Genomic DNA, 18,984 nt, shown 5'->3' on the forward strand with positions numbered 1-18,984 from the left:
CTCGAAGCCACTCGAACTGGGTTGAGGGCACCCGGGCGTTGGAGTAGCGAGAGGGTCGATTCGAGCGAATGGGAGCGATGGGAATGCCGACGTGCAAGGGTTGTGGCGAAGAAACGGACGAGCTCACGAGTCTGAAGGTCGACGGCAAGACCAAGAAACTCTGCGAAAGCTGCGCGGACCTGGCCCGTGAATCCGACGCGATGGCGGAAGCCAGCGAGGCGGCGGTTCAACAGATGATGGGCTTCAAGGGCAGGCGCTGACCGCGTGGAGCTCCAGGCTGGGCTTCGAATCGACCGTTACGTCTTGAGCGAGCCCCTCGGTGAGGGCGGCCAGGGCGCGGTCTGGAAGGCGACAGATCCACTCGCCCCTGACGAACCGTGTGCGCTCAAGCTCGTGCCCGTCGTCGCGGGCCGACCCAACGACCTCGAACGTGCGCGACGGGAAGCGCGGGCGCTGGCGGAGCTCTCCCACCCGTCCATCGTGAGCGCGACCGCGCTGTTCGAAGATCTCAAGCTGGGCGTGCTCGGTATTGCAATGGAGCTCGTGCGCGGCAAGTCGCTCAAGCAGCTCGCGCGCGAAGGGCGGCTCGACGAAGAAGAGAAGAGCCTGGTGCTGGAGCACGTCGTGCGCGCGCTCGATTACCTGCACCGAAGCGGGGTCGTTCACCGGGACGTGAAGCTCGACAACGTCGTCGTGCGCGACAGCTTCTGGGACGATCCAACACGACCCGAGGGGGTCAAGGTCGTGGACCTGGGCATCGCGGCCGTTGCAGGCGCAGACCGCGATCTGACCCAGGAGGGCACCGTCGTGGGGACCCTGTCCTACCTCGCTCCGGAGCTGCTCGACCCAGCGACCTTGGACGGCGGGGAGAGTGCTCCAGCCGTGGACGTGTTCGCGTTCGGGGTCATGGGCTGGCTGCTGCTCACGGGTGAGCACCCATCGGGGTTGCCGGCAGGCTCCAAGGCGGTCGAATACACGCGCACTTACCGCAAACACGCGGCGCCGGGCGCACACTTTCCACAGCGAGGGACGATCGCCGAGCCGGCCCTCGAGCGCCGCTGGCAGCCGGTGCTCGAGAGGTGTCTCGAGCTCGACTCGAAAGCACGCTTTCACGACGGCAGCGCCCTGGCCGACGCCCTCGAGATGCGTTCCCCGGAGAGTGTCGTCGTGCGCCCATCGCGCCGCGGCGGCGGCGGCGAGCCGACTGCCGTCGCAACGCCCAACGCGATGGTCGACGCCACGGTCTTGGCCGAACAATCGGCGACCGGCGCGGTTGCAGGAGCAGCAACGGTGGAGCTTGGGCCAAGCCGGCCCCCAAAGGCCAAGAAGAGCAGCCCCGTCGTGCTGCCCCTCGTCACGCTGCTCGTGGCCGTTGTCATCGGCACCGCGGTCGCGTTTTACCTGGTGGGCTCCCCTTCACAGGCGGTCGGACCGAGCAAGAGCGCACGCCCCCGCCCCGCGCACCCGTCGCCCGTCGCGCGCCCGAGCGCGAGCAGCACGCCGAGCGCGGAGCTGGATGCGGAGGCCTCTCCCAGCGCGGAGCTGGATGCGAGCGCAGAGGTTCCTGCGATTGAAGCGCCGTGTGCGCATGGCTGTCGTTCGGGTCGCAGCTGCGGCGTCGATGGTTGTGAGGCCGCACTCTCACCGGAAGACGTGTACACTCTCCGACTCGGCGGCGTCGAGACGGACGCCGCGGGCAACTCTCTCTTTTCGACCTATCGGACGGCGGAGGTCTGCATCTCCTTGTCGGGAAGCGGCCGAGCTCCGACGTGTATGCCGCTCGCCGAGACACTGGACGGGGGAGTGACGAGAGCGGCGCTCAGCGGCGTGGGATATGCGGATCTGGTAGGGACGGGCCTCGACGTGCTGGTCCGAAACTCGGTGCCCGGTCAGGGCACCGCCGAGCTCGCGTCCAAGAAGGGCGTGAAGCTCCCGGACAGCGCCCGGCGCAGCATCCTGTGCTCCGGCCTCGTGATCGACGGACTCAGCGTGACCCGCGACGTAGCCATCGAACGCGTCGTCTTGTACCTCGACGACCCCGCCGGTCAGCCGTCGCGCTGTCCCTGACCTGCGAGCGTTCTCGCGGCGTCGACCCAACCGTCGCGCACGATGCGCGCGGGTTGCACTTTCACTTTTTGTGCGAACTCGACCACGTCGGCCTCGGTCCAGGCTGCAATTTGCGCGAACGTCACGACCCCCGCGCGAGCCAAGGCATCGCGGTACTTTGGACCAATGCCCTTGATGCGAGTGAGGTCGTCCCCGGCCGTTGGCGCAGATCCCCAGGCGAGACTCTCGGCTGCCTCGGCTGCCTCGGCTTCGAGGCGCCGAACCTGCGCCTCGCGCTCGGTGAGCTTGTTTCGCGCCTCGGCAAGCTCGCGCTCGAGCTCGTTGAACCGCTCTCCGCGCTCGACGAGCGCGGCGTCGAGGCGGCGGGTTTGTGCGCGAAGCGCCGCCGCCTCAGCCTCGAGCTGGCCCATACGCGCGGCTTCGCGCTCGGCGCTCGAGAGGGCGGTCTCGAGCTCCGTGATCCGGTCGCGCAGGCGAGGCACCTCGGCACCGCCGCCATCTTCGAGCTTCTGAAGCTTGGCGTCCCGCTCGGCGATGCGGCCGAGCAGCGCCTCGCGCTCACTCTGAAACGTGCTCAGATCACTGATCTTCGTCGCCAGCACGCGTTTCACGTTCTCGAGCTCCGCGACGAGCGCTGCTCTGTCGCTCGAGGCTCCTGCCGCACTACTTGGTGTCGCGAAGCTGGACGGCGACAAGCTGGGGCGCACGGCCTGCACGGTGCTGTCGCTCGAGCGCGTCGTCGACGGACGAATGCTCGGGGGCACGCCGGGGGGCACGCTCGGCGGCGCTCGGTCGAACGTGCCGCGCAAGGACGGCGGCGACCCCGGCGGCACACTCGGCGGCCGCCGACTGACCGGCGTGCCGTACGGCGAGCTGCGCGACGGCGGCGGAGGGGCGCCGGTCGGAACACTGGGCGGCGCGGCGCGCGGTGAGCTGCGCGACGGCGGCGGAGGCGGCACACTCGGTGGCGAGCGGAAAGGGGGACGCGCGGCGGAGACTGGCGGAGCACCTGGCGGCACACTCGGCGGCGCGGCGCCGGTTGGGCTGCGGACCGGCGGAGGCGGCGGCCTCACACTCGGTGGAGGCGGCGTGGCGCCCGGAACCAGCGGGGGACGCGGGATGGAGTACGAACCGGTCGCCGCGCCGGGTCGTGGCGGAGTCGTCACCGGTCGCGGCGGGATGCTCGCCGGCCGCGGCGGAGCAACGACCGGCGGCGGGCCCGCTGCCGGGCTGGATCGCGGGTCGTCGACCTGCGTGATCTCGTTGTCCGGCGGCTCGTCCTTGGTTCCCATCTCGACCAGAGCACCGAAGCATAGGCGGAAAGCCCCTGCCGGATCCACGCCGGCGCTTGCGCCCCGCCGAGCGCAGAGGAATGAGGCGCCCATGACCTCGCCAGCCTCGACGAAGCCGGAGCCGGAGCCCACCAAAGCGCCAGAGCCGCAGGCCACACCGGGCGGGAAGCGCCTGCTGATCGGCCTGTGCGCGGTCGTCGTCAGCGTCGGCAGCGCGTATGGCATCGGGCGATACCAAGGCAAGCTCGCGACCGACGCAGCGGAGTCTCGTGAAGGGGAGCGCGCGACGGAGAAGCAGCGCGCGACGGCGCAGTTCGATGCACAACGGGACCGAGCGATCCGACTCGAAGCGCGCAGGCGGTTGCACCTTGGGCAGATGGCGGTCGAGGAACGCAACTTCGGCGCCGCCGAAAAGCACCTTGCCAAAGCTGCAGACCTGCTCGGTCGCGCCAAGGGCGAAGCCGCGCTCGACGAGCTGGCGGTCGCGATCGCAGCGACCAAGCTGCCGGCCACGGACGATCTCGGCCCCCCGAGGCAAAAGGTGCTCGAGCTCGTGAAGCGCTTCGACGCCGCGCTGCCGCTCGCCGAGTGACCGACTCGAGAGCTCAGCTCACGAGCGGCAAGCTGAAGGCGACGCGCGCGCCACCTTCGGCGCGATTCTCCGCCCAGGCTCGCCCACCGTGGGCCAGCGCGATACGGCGCACCAGCGACAGACCGAGTCCGAGCGACGAGCCTGCGCTCTTTTCCCCGCGCACGAACTTCTCGAAGGCCCGCCCGAGGTCCTGCTGGGAGAACCCCGGTCCCGCGTCCTCCACCGAAAACACCAGCGACCCGGCCTCACGACGGAGCACCAGCCGGGTGACACCCCCAGCGTGTTGTTTGGCGTTCTCGAGCAGGTTCGTGAGCGCTCGTGCGATCAGCGTCGGGTCGCCAGAAAGCGATGCCGCTTCGCTCTCGTCGCGGCACAGATCCGAGGACAGCCCCGCTCGCTCGACGCACTCGCGCGCCAGCGTGCCGGCCTCGAAGGTGCGCCGCTCGACCGCGCCGAAGTCCAAGCGCGAGCTGGCCAGCAGCTCCCCGACCAGCGAGTCGATCTCCAGGATCTCCCGCTCGATGTCCTCCGCCAGCTTGCCATTCACGTCGTCCTTTGCCAGCTCCGACAGCACGCGGAGTCGGGCCAACGGCGAGCGGATTTCGTGGCTCACTCCGGCGAGCAACTCTCGCTGATCTGCCAGCTGCCGCTCGATCCGGTCAGCCATTTCGTTGATCGCGTCGGCCAGATCGGCGATCTCTCCCACCTTGTTGTGACGCAACGTGACGCGCGCCTTCAGGTTGCCGCTACCGATTTCGTTGGCGACGCGCAGCACCTCACCGAGCGGGCGCACCAACCTCCGCGCCATGACCCCCGAGAAGCCCCACAGGCTGAGCAGCGCGGCGCCGAGCAGCGCAAAAAACCAGGCTCCGCCCCGATGGTCGCGGCGTTCGAAACACAGCTTCGCCGCGCCGAGCAGGCGCTCGTCTCGGCGAACAGGTACCGCAAGATCGGGCCGCGCGCAGGGCTCGCCCCAGGCCCCCCAAGAGCTGCCCACGGGGATCCTCGAGCACGACGCTCAAACCGAGGTCACGCACCAGGGAGCGTGCAAACGCGTCCCTGCGCTCGGGTTCATCCCAGGCCTCCGCGAGCTGCCGGCCGACGAACGACTTTCCGCGCTCGGTCATCCGACGCCAGCCGCCGTCGACGCCGCCGAGCAGAGAGCCGACCAGCCCAACCACCAAACCCGTCACCAAGATGGACGCACCGAACCACATGAAGAGGCGCCGGTGCAGGCGCGACCGCACGTAGTGGCGCACACCCCTCATGCCGGCTCGCGGGGCAGCACGTAACCGATGCCACGCACCGTCTTGATCCGGTACGGAGCTCTGGGGTCGTCGCCGATCTTCTTGCGCAGCCGGGAGATGTGTACGTCCACCGTGCGCTCGCCGACCACCACGTCGGCCCGCCCCGCCTCACCGAGCAAGGCCGTGCGCGGCACCACCCTGCCCGCGCGGCGCAGGAGCGCGACCAGGATGTCGAACTCGATCCCCGTCAGCTCGATCTCGCGTCCGTCCACCGACGCACGACGCGCCCCGAGATCGGCCACGATGCCCTGGGCCATGACCGTCTCGGAGCTTGCGTCTGGTTGCGCGCGCCGGAGCACCGCCCGCAGCCGTGCGAGCAGCTCCCGGGGGCTGAAGGGTTTGGGGATGTAGTCGTCGGCGCCAAGCTCGAGCCCCACGACCCGGTCCGACTCGTCGCCGCGCGCCGTGAGCATGATCACCGGCAAGCGGCTGGTCTGGCGCAGGCGGCGCAGCACCTCGAGCCCGTCGAGCCCTGGCATCATCACGTCGAGCAGCACGGCGTCGAAGGCATCCGCCTGCAAGCGGGCAAGACCCTCGACGCCGTCCTTCGCGTGGCTCAGCTTGACGTCGTTCTGCTCCAGGTAGCTGGCCAGGAACCGCGAGAGCCGCGCGTCGTCATCGATCAGAAGGATGCGGAGCGACATCTCTCGCCTCCCAGCATATCAGCGGGGTGCCGTCGGAGCATCACCGACTCGAGTTCGGAGCGCCGCGTCGGCACAGATCGCCGCCACGTGGCGCTCGAATTTCGCACGCCGGTCGCCCATGTGCCCCGAGCGGTGGTGTGCGACCCGAGCGGCGCAGCCGCCGTAACCCAAGAGCGTGCCCAGCGCGAGCAGGCCGATCAGGACTCTTCGTTTCATGGTCGTTCTCCTTTCAGCTGTAACTGCGGTAGGGACCGCGCCAACGACGGCCGATCCCAGCGTCAATCATCTCGGCCAGGCGCTGACGTTGCCGTTCGTCGAGCGCTTCGTGGGTGCGTGCGAGGCTCTCCACCGCTGCCTTCCTCATGCTCGAGAGGACGACATCGTGTTTTGCAAACGCCTCGCCCATCGCCTCCGCGTCGAAGGAATCGGCGCGCATCGCCCGGGCGACGTCCTTCCGCGATTCCTCGAGCTCGCGCTTCGCCGCGTGGCCCTGATCGACCAGGTCGTCGATCGCGCTTCGAATCACCCGCTCCTGACCCGGTGTGGTGTCCAGTCGCTCGAACAGCCAGCGGGAAAAGGCGCGTGCACCATGACCCGATCGTCCGTCGTGGTCGCGGAAGCGGTGGGAGCGGGGCCCGCAGCCGCCCAACGCACGGCCGCCCCTGATCACCCACACCAGACCGACCAGACAGGCCGTTCCCATCAGAAATCCAAACATCATGACCTCCTTCGAGAGGCCAGCATGGGACCCGGGTGTTGCCGGAGTACGATCCGGAACGTGAAGTAGTGTGAACCTTCTTGTAAGCTCGATGCGCGCCCCCCGCTGTTGCTTCGCCGTGAACCCAGAACGCCTGCCCCTTCGCCCCGGAAGCGAGCTGTTGCACCCCTGGGCCTTGGGGGCTCTCGGCCTGCTCGTGCTGAACGATCACATGCTGAAGGGCGCGGGAGTCCTGCCGGGCTGGTTGACCGGCAAACTCAGCGATTTCGCCGGCGTATTCCTGCTCCCGGTGCTGCTCTTCGTGAGCCTGGACACCCTCTCGTGCCTGACCGGCAGGCGAATCACACGCCTCTCGCTGGCGTGTTCGTGCGCGCTCTTCACAGGCGTTCTCTTCACATTGCTGAAGCTCGACCCCGGCGTGAACGCTTGGGCCGCCCGCTTCATTGGCCAGACGCGGCTCGATCCGAGTGACCTCATGGCCCTGCCGATGGCGCCGCTGGCGGCGCGGTGGTTGGTCCGAGAACCTCAGCTCTCCTGGGCACCGGGCCGCGGATTTCGGACCCTGGCCGGCGTGCTGGCGGCGCTCGCCTGTGCCGCAACCTCAGCGCCCATGGCCACGCGCAACTATCCAAACTGGAAGGTCGAGAGCCTCGGTGCACGTCAGCTCGGCTGCGCTCGGGTCGAAGCGTGGGTGAGCAAGTCCGGGAAAGAGGGCGCCGGGGTCAGCTTGCGCGTGCGTCAAGCCGGTCCCGGCCCGTGCCGCCTCGAGGTCGCCGCGGCGAAGCTCGAGATCGAAGGCACCGAGTTCGCGGCGAGCGCGCTGCCAGCACCGCTGGAACTGGACCTGAGCGATCGCTTCACCTACGTGCCCTTCGTCTTCGACAACGAAGCGCTGTGGAACGCCGGGAAACGCCGCGGCACTCTGACCCTCTCGCTCCGCTTCAACGGCAGCACACACGAGACCTTGAAGGTCTCCCTCAACCACGAGTTCGGGCCACCCCACGTCTACCGCCGCGACCCCAATCAACCACAGCCGCCCAGCCCAGGCCTCGTTGTCGCAGATCCCAGCGTTCCACTGCGGCCGCCTGCCCCCGAGGCAGCGGAATGAGCCGCCGAATCGCGCTGGTGCTGTGTGTGAGCGCCTGCAGCGTGCACCACCACGAGGCCAACGCCCCCGGCCACGTCGACCCGCGCGTGGCTCCAGAACATCCGGCGGTCGGCGTCGTCGAAGTCCCGAGAGACCCCGGCGAGCGCATGCTGCTCTTCACCTACGGAGCACTCGTGACCGGGGGGCTCGGCTGGAACCCCGACGGCGACGCCGTGGGCGCGTACGGCGCCGGTCCCGAGCTGAGCCTGCACCTCGGCTCGCGAGACCGGAGCCACGACGCCGACGACATCGTGTTTCCGGATCGGTCTGTCGGCCTCAACCTCGGGTTCACCGCACTCGCACGTCCCGGCACGGGCTTCGGCCCCCTCTACGCCGAGCTGCAGTACTCGGAGGTCTACTGGATCGCCGGCGGCTGGGCGGTGGATGTCGACGACCGCGCCCACGGCCCGCAGGTGGCGCTCGGGCTGGGGCCGGTCTTCCTACGCTACACGCTGCTCTTCGCAGAGTCCTCGTCCCTGGTGCTCGGCATCACGCTCAAGGGCTACCAGAACTGGGTGTTCAGCCGCTGAGCCACGCCAGCGGTGGCGAGACGCAGCGATCTCCGTCATAGTCCGCGGCCCTGAAGCGCGGCCATGTCCCATCAGCAGACCGAAGTCTCACGGCGACGCACGTTCGCCATCATCTCCCATCCGGACGCGGGCAAGACCACGCTGACGGAGAAGTTGCTGCTGTACGGCGGCGCGATTCAGCTGGCGGGAGCGGTGAAGGCCCGCGGCGAGCAGCGGCGCGCGCGCTCGGACTGGATGAAGGTCGAACAGCAGCGCGGCATCTCGGTGACCGTCTCGGCCATGACCTTCGAGTTCGAGGGCGGCAACTTCAACTTGCTCGACACTCCAGGCCACCAGGACTTCAGCGAAGACACCTACCGCACCCTGACGGCGGTCGATTCTGCGGTCATGGTCATCGACGCGGCGAAGGGCATCGAGGCCCAGACCCTGAAGCTGTTCGAGGTGTGCCGGCTGCGCGACGTTCCCATCATCACCTTCATCAACAAACTGGATCGCGACGGCCGGGACCCGTTCGAGCTGATGAGCGAGATCGAAGACCGACTCGCGCTGGACGTCACGCCGGCGAGCTGGCCCATCGGCATGGGCCGGGACTTCCTGGGCTCCTACGATCTTTTCCACGACCGCCTGTTGTTGGTGGAAAAGGGCGCCGAGCGCGCCGGCGGCCAGATCAAGGAGTGCCGCGGGCTGGACGACCCGATGCTGGACCAAGAGCTGCCCGAGCGGTCGGTCAAGGCGCTGCGCGAGGAGGTAGAGATGGCCCGCGGACTGTGTCCGGAGTTCGATCTCGAGTCATATCGCGCCGGGCACATGACGCCGGTGTTCTTCGGCAGCGCGCTCAACAACTTCGGAGTCCGCGAGCTGCTGGAGGGGATCCTGCGGCTGGCGCCATCGCCACGCCCACAGAAGACGACCACGCGCCTGGTCGACCCGAACGAAGAGAAGGTCACGGGCTTCGTGTTCAAGATCCAGGCGAACATGGATCCAAAACACCGGGACCGCATCGCGTTCCTGCGGCTGTGCTCCGGCCATTTCGAGCGCGGGAAGAAGCTTCTGCACGTGCGCAGCGGCAAACAGATGACCCTGCACAACGCCGTGCTGTTCCTGGCGCGGGACCGCGAGATCGCGGAGGAGGCCTTTCCCGGCGACATCATCGGTATCCCGAACCACGGCACACTACGCATCGGTGACGCGCTCACCGAGGGCGAGGCGCTGCAGTTCACCGGGATCCCGAGCTTCGCGCCGGAGCTCCTGCAGGGAGTCCGTCCAGCGGATCCGATGCGCCAGAAACACCTGACGCGCGCCCTCGAGCAGCTCGCGGAGGAGGGCGCCGCACGGGTCTTCAAACCCTACTTCGGCTCGAGCTTCATCGTCGGGGTCGTGGGCTCGCTGCAGTTCGACGTGCTCGCAGACCGGATCCGGACCGAGTACGACATCCCCGTGCTCTTCGAGGGCACGGCGCTGCACACCGCCCGCTGGGTCGATGCGGCAGACGCGGCAGAGCTGAAGCGTTTTGCCGAGGCGAACCGCGCATCGATGGCCGAAGACCACACCGGTGCCGACGTGTTTCTGGCGCGCAACAACTGGCACTTGGAGACGACTCAGAAAGAGTGGCCCAACGTGCGCTTCGCGAAGACCAAAGAGCAGGCCATCTAAGCTCGACTTGGGCAGTCTTGCTCAGCTGTTTTCTTTTGCGGCGCGCAAGCGCACAAGTCGAGTCGAAGGCGCTCCGGCTAGCTCGGCAAGATGATGCCGGTGCCAATCAAGACGGCCAAAACGGTCCCGACAATCACCACCACGAGCCCAAGCACGACCGCCACGTTCCGACGGCGTGTCGCCCGCGAAAGCAGCTCTTCGGGATCGCCTTCGGCGTGGAGCTCCGCAATTGCGGCCAGCTCCTGATCACTGACGCTGGGCCCGGAACCGGTGACCGCCACCGACGCCTCACGGCGTGCACGCTGCGCGGGGCTCTCGCCTGCGGCCGAGCGTAGCGAGTCCCGGACGTAGGGCGGCAATTCGATGCGTTTGCTCTCGGTCTCGGCCAGCCACCCCCGCCGGAGCGACGTGCCGGTGATGTCGTCGGACACGCCCTGGCTCTCGAGCCACAGCGCCAACTCCTCACCGAGATCGCGCATGGTCGCCCAGCGATCGTCCTTGCTCTTCTTCAGCCCGCGCTGGACGATGGCCGACAGCTCTTCGTCCCCGACCCCCTGCTCAGCCAGGCTCTTGGGTTCGTCGTTGATGATGGCGAACATCAGCGCATTGTAGTTGTCGCCATCGAACGGGCGGTTGCCGCGCATGAGCTCGTACAACACGACGCAGAAACCCCAGATGTCGGTCTGCCCGTTGATCTCCTCGCCGCGTGCCGCCTCCGGCGACATGTAGTCCGGCGTCCCGAGCACCGCGCCATCGATGGTGAGGCGCCGATTGCTGTGTTCGACGCGCACGATGCCGAAATCGAGAAGCTTCGGCTGCGTGGTGACCACCTCGCTGCGCGCCAGGAAGATGTTCTCCGGTTTCACGTCGCGATGCACGATGCCCTTTGCATGCGCAGTGGCGAGGGCGTGGGCAATCGGCAGGAGCATCTGCACCGCGTCGGTCGGCGGCAGCCGACCTTGCCGCTCCATGAGCTGCGCGAGATCCTCGCCGTCGAGCAGCTCCATGGCAATGAATGGATCCCCAGCCCCCGTGTGCCCGTAGTCGAGGACCCGCACAATGGCGGGGTGCCCCAGCTTTGCCGCCGATCTGGCCTCATCGAGCACGCGCTCCGCCACCTGTTTGGAGGCGTTTTCGATCAGCTTCACCGCACAGTGCACGTCGAGCACGCTGTTGTGCGCGATCCACACGGCTCCCATGCCGCCTTCCCCGATCTTCCGGATCAGGATGTACTTCTCGTCGATGATCTCCCCCGCCCGATAGGTGCCCGACACGGTGGTGACTCCCGACGGCGGGTCGTCCGTGGGATCTCCGGACCCGCGCTCTGCGCCTGGTGAGCTCATCTTGGACTGCGACGCGCAATTTTCCTCCCTCTCATGAAGAACGGCAAGGGCTTGGAGGCCAACGCTGGAGAATTGTGGATGACCGGCCATCGACCCGGTCAGGCTTTTCTCACAATCAGCGGCAAAGCCTGTGGCTGAGGACGTGCACGAACGTCGCTGGCACCCACGTCGGGCAATGTGCGGAAACGCGCTGAAGGACTCGTTCGGTGATTGGGGTGGACGAGCTCGACCGAGCAAGAGACGGGTCCTCGATTTGAAGTGGGCAGACCGCCTGACGTCGCGCTGACGAAGCCGCACTTCGTCGGCGTCGCTCCGGCCTTCGGGCGCTCGCCACTTCCGTAAGTGCCGCCGTCGATCACCCGGGCCTCGCCGGAGAAATGCGCTCAGTTGGGCGAAAGTTCGGGGTCACGGGTGCAGCCTGATATAAAGAGGGCGGCGATTACGCGAGCCTTAGTAGATGCAAGTCCCGACCGCACTCCTCAGCGGGCGCTACCGCTTCAAGTCCCGCCTCGACGCGGGAACCAAGGCGCCAACTTGGCTCGCAACGGACGAGACCACCGGCAGTGAAGTGATCGCTTCCGCCCTACCCACCGCGCGCGTCGCCGCGCTGATGGGTGTGATCGGCCTCAGACACGCGCACCTGGCCGCCATCGTCGACGTGGTCGATAGCCCTGAGGCCGACGCACTTCCAGAAGGCGCACCCGCCGGCGGCGCGGTCGTCGTCGCCGAGCACGTCGGCGGCAAGACCTTGCATCAGGCGCTCAAGACCGCGCGACTGACACCCGCCGAAGCGGTGACGTTGTGGATTCGACTGTGCCAAGGCGTCGCGGCGCTGCACGCCAGCGGCGGCGCGCACGGAGCGATCTCTCCGCGCTCGATCGTCGTCGACCCGAGCGGCGGGCGACAAGGCCCGATCCTGACTCAGCTCTTGGCGCCAACGAGCGGGGCATATTGCGCTCCGGAACGTCTGCAAGGGCGCGGCCCGAGCTCGGCGGACGACACCTGGGCTCTGCATGCCGTGTTGTTCGCCTCGCTGACGGGTAGCCCACCATTTCGCGGCGACACCAAGGATCAACTGCTGAAGAGCATTGCGGGCGGACAAATCCAGCGCCTCAAGGATTTCGGGCTTCAGGACGAAGGACTGCAGGAGCTCATCGCCAGCGGCGTGGTCGCGAATCTCGCTCGCCGGCGGGGCAGCGCGGACGAGCTGGTGGAAGCGCTCGAGCGCTGGGAGCCGAAGAGCGAGGCCGCCGCCGAGTGGGAGGACGTCGCGACCGTCGTCGGCCAGAGCACGGAGGACATGGCGGCGCTGATGCGCCAAGAAAAGGCGCCTGCCCCGATGCTGAGCATTCCACCGGTGCCGGTGGAACCAGAACCAGAACCGGAGCCCGAGCCCGAGCCCGCGCCGGAGCCCGCCTATCCGGCGTCCGAGGCGCCCAACCCGTACGACGACGAGGACGACGCGACGTCGGTCATGGGCGGACCGCCCATCGAGGACATTCGTCGAGCGCTGGCCAAGCCAAGCGAGCCTCCTGCCCTGGATTTGCCGGAGGTGCCGCCGAAGGCGCCCCCGTTGCGCGCCCCGCCAGCCGGTTATCAGACCCCGTTCGATCCGACTCCACCTCCACCGCCGGCGCCAGGCTTCGGCGCTGCGAGCCCCCACGCGCCGGCGCCCGCCCCGGTTCAAGCCTACCCCGGCGCCGGGCCCGCGTTCCCGCCTCCGATCTCGGCATTCCCACCGTCCATCCCCGGTCCGCCCCCCACGGGCGTGCAGCTCCCCGTCGGGGCCATGGACGACATGGAAATTCGCCGCGCGAGCCGCAAGCCAATGATCGTGTTGGTCGGCATCGTGCTGCTCGTCGCGATCTTCGTCGGCGTGATGCTCTATCTCAACAACCGTGGCGTCATCACCCAGGCCCCGACCCAACGTCGTAATGACCCCACGGCCGTCGCACGCACCTCGTCCGCGCCGACCCCCAAGGCAACGACCGCAGCCGCGCCCTCGACCGTCGCGACGGCCGCGCCGGCCGAACCGACACCATCCGGCACTCCCGCGGCGCAACCGGCTGCCACCGTGCCCGGGGCACTGGCGGCCGAAGAACCCGTCGATCGCGGTCGCTGTGTTGCATCTCACTTCGAAGGTGAGACCTTGTCCGGGAGCGAGGACTTCGCCTTCTTGTGCCAAGACAAGGACTTTCGCGGGATCAACTCCCAGATCCATCGGCGCTTGGTGGTAGCCGGGGCAGGCAAGATCACGCCGGGCATGCGCGAGTGGTCGGGCTTCGGCTGGTTCGAGCTGGCCGCAACAGCCATGATCCGCGCAGCTTGCTGCCCTTCCGGAACGCCTGGGCCGAACCTGCCGGCCCTCGGCGGCGCGTGTGGCCAGCTGAGCGACGCCCTCGCGACCGTCGCGAAGGCCCCCGTGACACGCGACTCCGCCGAGGCGCGCGCCAAGGCCTACGATGAGGCCGTCGTGTGTCTGTACAAGAATGGCGTCCCTCGCCCGTACAACTACCAGTCGCGGCCCACGAGCCACGCGCGCGCTCTGTTTCAGGCCTTCGCCGAGCGCGCCTCCGGTCGAGCGAAGACATAGACCCGACCTCGTTCCGCACACCCTTTCCGCCTTCCGCCGCCAGAACCCCGAAAGTACGCTCCAAGCGATGAGCGACGACAGCGCATTGCCCGCGCCGGAGCGGCGGATCTACTGCAACCGCACGCTGAACTTGCGCTCGATCCGCGCGGTCGGTTTCGACATGGACTACACACTGGTCCACTACAAGACCGAGGTCTGGGAGCGCCGCGCATGGGAGCGCGCCCGTGCGCGGCTGCTGGAGCGGGGCTGGCCCGTCGGAGAGCTGTCGTTCGACCCCGGCTTCGTGATCCTGGGGCTCATCCTCGATCTCGAGCTCGGCAATGTGGTGAAGGCCACGCGCTTCGGCTACGTGACCCGCGCCCACCACGGTACCCGACTCGTCGATTTCGATGAGCAGCGCCAAAGGTACTCGCGCGTCCTGGTGGACCTCAAGGAGCCCCGCTGGGTCTTCTTGAACACACTCTTCTCGCTGTCCGAAGCGCTCCTGTTCGCGCAATGCGTGGATCTACTCGACAAGGGTGCGCTCGATGCCCGCCTCAATTACGCCGAGCTCTACGCGATCGTCCGTGGCAGCATCGATCGCACGCACACCGAAGGTGATCTGAAGGCCGAAATCGCCAAGGACCCCGATCGCTTCGTCGAGCTCGATCCGGACCTACCCGCGTGCCTGCTCGATCTGAAACAGTCGGGCAAAAAACTGCTCCTCGTGACAAACTCCGAGTGGTCCTACACCACCGCCATGATGCGCTACGCGCTCGACCCGTACCTTCCGAACGGGATGACCTGGCGGGAGCTGTTCGACGTGACGGTGGTGGCGGCGCGTAAGCCCGAGTTCTTCACGGCGCGCGCGCCGATGTTCGAGGTCGTGGACGAGAGTGGGCTCCTCAGACCGCTGAACGAGGGAATGCAAGCCGGGTCTGCATACCTGGGTGGCAACGCCCTCATCCTCGAGCAGCACCTGAGACTCGAGCCGGAGGAAATCCTCTACGTGGGGGACCACCTCTACTCGGACGTCCGCGTCACCAAAGATCTGCTCCGCTGGCGGACGGCGCTGGTCGTGCGAGACATCGAGAAAGAGATCAAGGACGTCGAGGCGTTTCGGCCGAAACAGAACGTGCTCTCGGGTTTGATGGCGGAGAAGGAACGGGCCGAGCACGAACACTCGACCGCCCGCCTGGCCCTCGAGCGCATCGAGCAGCACGGGGCGTCGGCAGACCCAATCCCCCTGCGCGCGCGGCTGCACGCCGCCAAAGACCAGCTCGCCGCCCTCGACGGCCGCATCGCGCCGCTGGCCGAAGAGGCGGGCTCGCTATTCAACCCCCGCTGGGGGCTCTTGATGCGGGCTGGCCTCGACAAGAGTTATCTCGCGCGGCAGCTCGAACGCTACGCCGACGCCTACACCTCGCGGGTGTCCAATTTCGGCGCGTACACTCCGTACGTCTACCTGCGCGCGCCGCGGGTCAGCCTGCCCCACGACGCGGACGCATGACGCCGCAGGGGGGTGCCACGGCGGCCCCTATCACGCGGCAGAGAAAGTGCGCTAGTCTTGGCCTGTGGAGCGCCGCTCACAGCGATACACCGTATGGCTTCCGGTGCGGGTCGAAGAGCTCGAAGAGGGCATGGCCGTCAGCCACAACGTCAGCGGGCGCGGCATGCTGCTGGTCACGGCCACCACGCTCGAGGTGGGTGCACCCGTCCACATTGTCGTGCAGTTCCCACCCGAAGGCGAGCAGGAGCGCACCGTGACCGGTCGCGTCGTGCGGGTCGAACGTAACAAAGACGATCCGGAAGGCATCTGGCCGCATCGCATCGCGGTGCAGTTCGACGAGCCCGTCGCCGACATCGAGAAGGCGCTCGCGAGCTTGGCAGAGACCGGCATCGCGAAGGTTCAGCGCTGAACCCGCCCACTCGCCTCAGCGCACCTTGCGCAGCACGCCGCGTCCGCGCCACGGAATGGTGAGGGATTCGAACCAGAGCTCGCCGCCGCGAAATTCACCGACGGCATCGTAGGGGATCCCACCATCGTCGTAAGAGACGAGGGCCAACCGGTCGCCGGCGGCCTGCGTTACCCGGTAGCGCCGAACGGTGTTAACCCCCGTGCCGCTCACCTGCATGTTCTGCCCGTCGAAGTTCGCCACCAGCGTGCCCATCTGCGCTGCCAGCAACCCGGCGAACATCGGCTCCAGCGGAGTCTCCGGCTGGTACGAAACCAGGACCCAAGCGCCGAGCAAGCGCTGACCCGCCTCTTGACGAGCCGTCTCGCCGGCATCCCTCGGGGTCCCGCGCCGCGGACCGCATGCGGGGGCGCCGAGCAGCATCAAACTCGCAGCGAGGACGGAGAGCGCGCGGGCTTTGCTCATCTTCCGGGTAGCTTACACCGCTCCCTGCGGAGGAGCGAAACACAGCGCTCGCATCCGTCGAGACGCGTGTAAGCTGCGCTCGCCGTGCGCAAACCTCCGCTTGGTCCCACGACTCCGCACCGTGTGCTGCCCTCGGTATTGCTGGTGGGCGCAGCGAGTGAACTGGTACCCATCTGTCGGCAGAGCGCCGCGCTGGCCGCCGGTGCGCCCCTCGAGGTCTGCGACGTTGCCTCGGTCACGACGCGGGCGGCCACCCTCCGGCCCTTCGCGCTCTTGGTCCCGCAAGAGATCTTGGAGTTCGATCAGGCGGAGTTCGTCGCGCTGGCGCGCACCATCAACGCAACGCTGATCCCACTGGCCAGCGAACGTGCCGGCGAGCCAGCCCTGCGAGCCGAGCTGGTCGGAGCGCTGCGCGACGCACACAAGCGCCATTCGAAGTGACACGCCCGCGCACGTACACGCGGCGCGGCGGCCTCAGCCCGTACGTCGAATGATGTGATACCCAAAGTCGGTCTCGACGACCCCGCTGGTCCCTCCCACCGGCAGTGCAAACGCGGTCTGCTCGAAGGGGCCGACCATCTGCCCGCGGCCGAAGCTGCCGAGATCCCCGCCGCTCTTGCCGGATGGGCAATCCGAGTGTTCGCTCGCGAGCTTCGCGAAGTCTCCGCCGCCGTCGATCTGGGTCTTCAGCGCCTGAATTTCGGTCTGGGCCTGCGCCTGAGTGCGCGTCGCCGTCGACCGCGACGACCCCGCGTACATGAGGAGGATGTGTGATGCACGAACTTGCTCTGCCATGGGCGCGACCTTTCTGCCCGGAATATCGGGCGCTGCCGAACCGTAGGGGAAGCGCCGACGCGATTCAACCCGCGAGGCGTGCCTTGACGACACCGCGGACCGCAGCCCAACCTCCGAAGCACTGGACTCGACTTGGGCAGCCTTGCGATGCTCAGCTCGCAATCGTCATGAGCGGCGGAAACCCACTTGAACTACCGGCGAGGCGGGCGGATGCCTGCTGGTGCCTCTGGATGAGTCGCGAATTTCTGCCAGCTCGCGCGCCGCGGCAGACCTCGAAGAGCGCCTCTTGCCGCCGATTTTTCAGTGTGAGAGAGCGCGCGAGTCGAGACTGGATGGACCGCAGACTTGCCTGGCTCTCCGTCGCCGTGTGTGTGGCCTGCGGCCCAAGCGCGACGGGTCCGGCACCCGCGGCGTCGGCGCGTCCGAGCGCGGCACCACCGAGCTGGTGCACCGCAGTGGATGCCGTGCTCCAGCGCGGCGAAACCTCGGGCCTCCACTGCCTGGAGGTCCCCAACTTCCTCATCACCGGTTTTTTTGGCCCGAAGCACAACCCGGAACGCAGCGATTTCGTCAACGCTTGTTTTGGTGGCAATGGTGACGCGGCGACGCGGCTGCGCATGAACGTGCGACCGATCGGCAAGCTCGAGTTCCGACACGCCTCGAGTCATCGACTCACGGCCGGCGGCGGATTGGATCTCGGTTTTCTGGGGCCGTGGGCGCCCAAGCTCGGCCTCCAGGCGGCGGCCGGCGAAGAGGTGGAGATCGAGGTTCTGCTCGAAGACGCCGAGATGCGGGTGTTGCCCAGCGTTGCAGAGATCTTGGGACAGGAGCTCATCGGGGCGAGCGGGGACAAGCTCGAACAGAGCCTCGAGACCTGCATCACCAGCATCTGCAATCCCGGCACCGAACAGCTGGTCTACACCGCCAAGGTCCTGGCGGCGGTGCCCGTCATCACGGTGCACTCGCACACGGATCAGCGCCGCGCGATCTCGGTCTCCGAGCTTGGTGCCAGCTTCGAGCTCGAGCAGAAACAATCGTCCAGGACCTCGCTGCGGCTGCGCGCCAAGGAGAAGCTCAACATCGCGGCGCTGCTCGAGCCCGCCGGGGCGGCGTTCGAGGCATCGGGCACCTGCCTGCGAGCGCGCGCGACCCGAGCGCGGCGCAGTGTGCTGTCCGGCCTGAGAGAGATCGGCCTTCGAACGCTGTCCGGGCGTGCCCTCGACGAGGTCCCCAAGCTGGCGGTTCCGCTGCGCGCAGTTGCAGCTTCGACCGATGGCGCCTTCAGCGAGAACGAACGCACCACGCTGGTCCAGACCATCGAGGCCATCGAGGGAGCGGCGCGCCAGCTCGCGCTCCCCAAACCCAACAACAGCCTGTGTGCGAACCGCAGCTTGGCAGAGACCGTGCTCTCGGCCTCGAGCGCGGACAACAGCTTCCGCAGTGTGCTGGTCGACGTGCTCTCGCCGGTCCACCAGCGCCTGACCGAGCTCGCCAACGAAGGCGCGTTGCCCTGCGCGGATCCGGCCTGGTATCGCGATCTCGACCGCGACGGCTACGGCGACAAGAAGGTCTCTCAGCGATCGAGCAAACAACCGCCCGGCTACGTCGCGAACGCTCTCGACTGCTACGACGAAAACCCGGAGGCGCACCCCGGCCAGACCCGTTACTACTCACAACACCGGGGCGACGGCAGCTTCGACTTCGATTGCGACGGCAAGAGCATCAAGCGCGAGGAGGTCACGTCCGGGGGCTGCCGCTCGAGCACCATGCTGGGCATCCCGACCAAGTGCTGGGCCGACCCGGGGTGGGTGGGGTCGAGCCCCGGCTGCGGTGAGCAGGGCAAGTGGCTGGCCGAGTGCGAAATTTCCACCCTGTCATGCGGGCCGGTGAAGGAGATCCGGGTCGTCCAGGACTGTCATTGAGCTGAAATCTGCGGGCGCCGG

19 protein-coding genes are annotated in these 18,984 nt (G+C 67.8%); 11 read left to right on the forward strand and 8 right to left on the reverse strand.

What is annotated here, in order from left to right:
* Window positions 1-68 precede the first annotated feature (68 nt).
* Window positions 69-260 (forward strand): hypothetical protein, encoded by a 192-nt coding sequence (locus IPI67_27955; protein ID MBK7584018.1) that lies wholly within the window; start codon window positions 69-71, stop codon window positions 258-260.
* A 4-nt stretch (window positions 261-264) separates the two neighbouring features.
* Window positions 265-2,067 carry a protein kinase gene (locus IPI67_27960; GenBank protein ID MBK7584019.1) on the forward strand — a complete coding sequence of 601 codons (1,803 nt, stop codon included), beginning with the start codon at window positions 265-267 and terminating at the stop codon, window positions 2,065-2,067.
* On the opposite strand, the gene IPI67_27965 is transcribed toward IPI67_27960, so the two are convergent.
* On the reverse strand, window positions 2,046-2,678 hold the full coding sequence (locus IPI67_27965; protein MBK7584020.1) for a hypothetical protein: 633 nt from the start codon (window positions 2,676-2,678) through the stop codon (window positions 2,046-2,048). The two genes, IPI67_27960 and IPI67_27965, sit on opposite strands and share 22 nt — an antisense overlap.
* Between IPI67_27965 and IPI67_27970 the strand changes: the two genes are divergently transcribed.
* Complete coding sequence (locus IPI67_27970; GenBank protein MBK7584021.1) at window positions 2,638-3,951, forward strand: hypothetical protein; 1,314 nt, start codon at window positions 2,638-2,640, stop codon at window positions 3,949-3,951. The two genes, IPI67_27965 and IPI67_27970, sit on opposite strands and share 41 nt — an antisense overlap.
* Window positions 3,952-3,964: 13 nt before the next feature.
* Here IPI67_27970 and IPI67_27975 read toward each other — a convergent pair whose 3' ends face one another.
* The 4 genes from IPI67_27975 to IPI67_27990 form a co-directional block, all read right to left on the reverse strand.
* Window positions 3,965-4,948: a HAMP domain-containing histidine kinase gene (locus tag IPI67_27975; GenBank protein MBK7584022.1), complete on the reverse strand. Its 984-nt coding sequence runs from the start codon at window positions 4,946-4,948 to the stop codon at window positions 3,965-3,967.
* 267 nt (window positions 4,949-5,215) lie between these two features.
* On the reverse strand, window positions 5,216-5,902 hold the full coding sequence (locus IPI67_27980) for a response regulator transcription factor (protein ID MBK7584023.1): 687 nt from the start codon (window positions 5,900-5,902) through the stop codon (window positions 5,216-5,218).
* Window positions 5,903-5,920: 18 nt separating this feature from the next.
* Window positions 5,921-6,118, reverse strand: coding sequence for a hypothetical protein (locus tag IPI67_27985; protein ID MBK7584024.1), 198 nt, complete (start codon window positions 6,116-6,118; stop codon window positions 5,921-5,923).
* Window positions 6,119-6,131: 13 nt separating this feature from the next.
* Complete coding sequence (locus IPI67_27990) at window positions 6,132-6,620, reverse strand: periplasmic heavy metal sensor (protein MBK7584025.1); 489 nt, start codon at window positions 6,618-6,620, stop codon at window positions 6,132-6,134.
* Window positions 6,621-6,711: 91 nt separating this feature from the next.
* On the opposite strand from IPI67_27990, the gene IPI67_27995 reads away from it, so the two are divergent.
* The 3 genes from IPI67_27995 to IPI67_28005 all read left to right on the forward strand — a co-directional run bounded on the left by IPI67_27995 (window position 6,712) and on the right by IPI67_28005 (window position 9,950).
* Window positions 6,712-7,728 carry a hypothetical protein gene (locus tag IPI67_27995; protein ID MBK7584026.1) on the forward strand — a complete coding sequence of 339 codons (1,017 nt, stop codon included), beginning with the start codon at window positions 6,712-6,714 and terminating at the stop codon, window positions 7,726-7,728.
* Complete coding sequence (locus IPI67_28000) at window positions 7,725-8,297, forward strand: hypothetical protein (protein ID MBK7584027.1); 573 nt, start codon at window positions 7,725-7,727, stop codon at window positions 8,295-8,297. Before IPI67_27995 ends, IPI67_28000 begins: the two co-directional genes overlap by 4 nt.
* A gap of 63 nt (window positions 8,298-8,360) precedes the next feature.
* Window positions 8,361-9,950, forward strand: a complete 1,590-nt coding sequence (locus tag IPI67_28005; protein ID MBK7584028.1) for a peptide chain release factor 3 — start codon at window positions 8,361-8,363, stop codon at window positions 9,948-9,950.
* 77 nt (window positions 9,951-10,027) lie between these two features.
* On the opposite strand, the gene IPI67_28010 is transcribed toward IPI67_28005, so the two are convergent.
* Window positions 10,028-11,293, reverse strand: a complete 1,266-nt coding sequence (locus IPI67_28010; protein MBK7584029.1) for a serine/threonine protein kinase — start codon at window positions 11,291-11,293, stop codon at window positions 10,028-10,030.
* Between the two features lie 457 nt (window positions 11,294-11,750).
* On the opposite strand from IPI67_28010, the gene IPI67_28015 reads away from it, so the two are divergent.
* The 3 genes from IPI67_28015 to IPI67_28025 all read left to right on the forward strand — a co-directional run bounded on the left by IPI67_28015 (window position 11,751) and on the right by IPI67_28025 (window position 15,784).
* Window positions 11,751-13,886, forward strand: coding sequence for a hypothetical protein (locus IPI67_28015; protein MBK7584030.1), 2,136 nt, complete (start codon window positions 11,751-11,753; stop codon window positions 13,884-13,886).
* A gap of 67 nt (window positions 13,887-13,953) precedes the next feature.
* Window positions 13,954-15,375, forward strand: a complete 1,422-nt coding sequence (locus IPI67_28020) for an HAD-IG family 5'-nucleotidase (protein ID MBK7584031.1) — start codon at window positions 13,954-13,956, stop codon at window positions 15,373-15,375.
* Window positions 15,376-15,439: 64 nt separating this feature from the next.
* Entirely contained in the window at window positions 15,440-15,784 is a 345-nt protein-coding gene (locus IPI67_28025; protein MBK7584032.1) for a PilZ domain-containing protein, read from the forward strand.
* Between the two features lie 15 nt (window positions 15,785-15,799).
* Here IPI67_28025 and IPI67_28030 read toward each other — a convergent pair whose 3' ends face one another.
* The gene (locus IPI67_28030) at window positions 15,800-16,246 is read right to left on the reverse strand and encodes a hypothetical protein (GenBank protein MBK7584033.1); all 447 of its coding nucleotides are present in this window, start codon (window positions 16,244-16,246) and stop codon (window positions 15,800-15,802) included.
* Window positions 16,247-16,330: 84 nt separating this feature from the next.
* Between IPI67_28030 and IPI67_28035 the strand changes: the two genes are divergently transcribed.
* Window positions 16,331-16,687 carry a hypothetical protein gene (locus IPI67_28035; protein ID MBK7584034.1) on the forward strand — a complete coding sequence of 119 codons (357 nt, stop codon included), beginning with the start codon at window positions 16,331-16,333 and terminating at the stop codon, window positions 16,685-16,687.
* A gap of 33 nt (window positions 16,688-16,720) precedes the next feature.
* On the opposite strand, the gene IPI67_28040 is transcribed toward IPI67_28035, so the two are convergent.
* The gene (locus IPI67_28040; protein ID MBK7584035.1) at window positions 16,721-17,041 is read right to left on the reverse strand and encodes a peptidylprolyl isomerase; all 321 of its coding nucleotides are present in this window, start codon (window positions 17,039-17,041) and stop codon (window positions 16,721-16,723) included.
* 332 nt (window positions 17,042-17,373) lie between these two features.
* Here IPI67_28040 and IPI67_28045 point away from each other — a divergent pair, with 332 nt between their 5' ends.
* Window positions 17,374-18,963 carry a hypothetical protein gene (locus IPI67_28045; protein MBK7584036.1) on the forward strand — a complete coding sequence of 530 codons (1,590 nt, stop codon included), beginning with the start codon at window positions 17,374-17,376 and terminating at the stop codon, window positions 18,961-18,963.
* The last annotated feature ends 21 nt before the right edge of the window (window positions 18,964-18,984 follow it).

This window comes from Myxococcales bacterium, assembly GCA_016706225.1.
Taxonomy (GTDB): Bacteria; Myxococcota_A; Polyangia; order Polyangiales; family Polyangiaceae; genus JADJKB01.

Bases quoted from the DNA above. Each gene is read 5' to 3' on its own strand.
- IPI67_28010 (MBK7584029.1), bottom strand. From the start codon at position 11,293: ATGAGCTCACCAGGCGCAGAGCGCGGGTCCGGAGATCCCACGGACGAC.
- IPI67_28040 (MBK7584035.1), bottom strand. From the start codon at position 17,041: ATGGCAGAGCAAGTTCGTGCATCACACATCCTCCTCATGTACGCGGGG.
- IPI67_27995 (MBK7584026.1), top strand. From the start codon at position 6,712: ATGCGCGCCCCCCGCTGTTGCTTCGCCGTGAACCCAGAACGCCTGCCC.
- IPI67_27985 (MBK7584024.1), bottom strand. From the start codon at position 6,118: ATGAAACGAAGAGTCCTGATCGGCCTGCTCGCGCTGGGCACGCTCTTG.
- IPI67_28030 (MBK7584033.1), bottom strand. From the start codon at position 16,246: ATGAGCAAAGCCCGCGCGCTCTCCGTCCTCGCTGCGAGTTTGATGCTG.
- IPI67_28005 (MBK7584028.1), top strand. From the start codon at position 8,361: ATGTCCCATCAGCAGACCGAAGTCTCACGGCGACGCACGTTCGCCATC.
- IPI67_27980 (MBK7584023.1), bottom strand. From the start codon at position 5,902: ATGTCGCTCCGCATCCTTCTGATCGATGACGACGCGCGGCTCTCGCGG.
- IPI67_28020 (MBK7584031.1), top strand. From the start codon at position 13,954: ATGAGCGACGACAGCGCATTGCCCGCGCCGGAGCGGCGGATCTACTGC.
- IPI67_27990 (MBK7584025.1), bottom strand. From the start codon at position 6,620: ATGTTTGGATTTCTGATGGGAACGGCCTGTCTGGTCGGTCTGGTGTGG.
- IPI67_27955 (MBK7584018.1), top strand. From the start codon at position 69: ATGGGAGCGATGGGAATGCCGACGTGCAAGGGTTGTGGCGAAGAAACG.
- IPI67_28000 (MBK7584027.1), top strand. From the start codon at position 7,725: ATGAGCCGCCGAATCGCGCTGGTGCTGTGTGTGAGCGCCTGCAGCGTG.
- IPI67_28045 (MBK7584036.1), top strand. From the start codon at position 17,374: ATGGACCGCAGACTTGCCTGGCTCTCCGTCGCCGTGTGTGTGGCCTGC.
- IPI67_28015 (MBK7584030.1), top strand. From the start codon at position 11,751: ATGCAAGTCCCGACCGCACTCCTCAGCGGGCGCTACCGCTTCAAGTCC.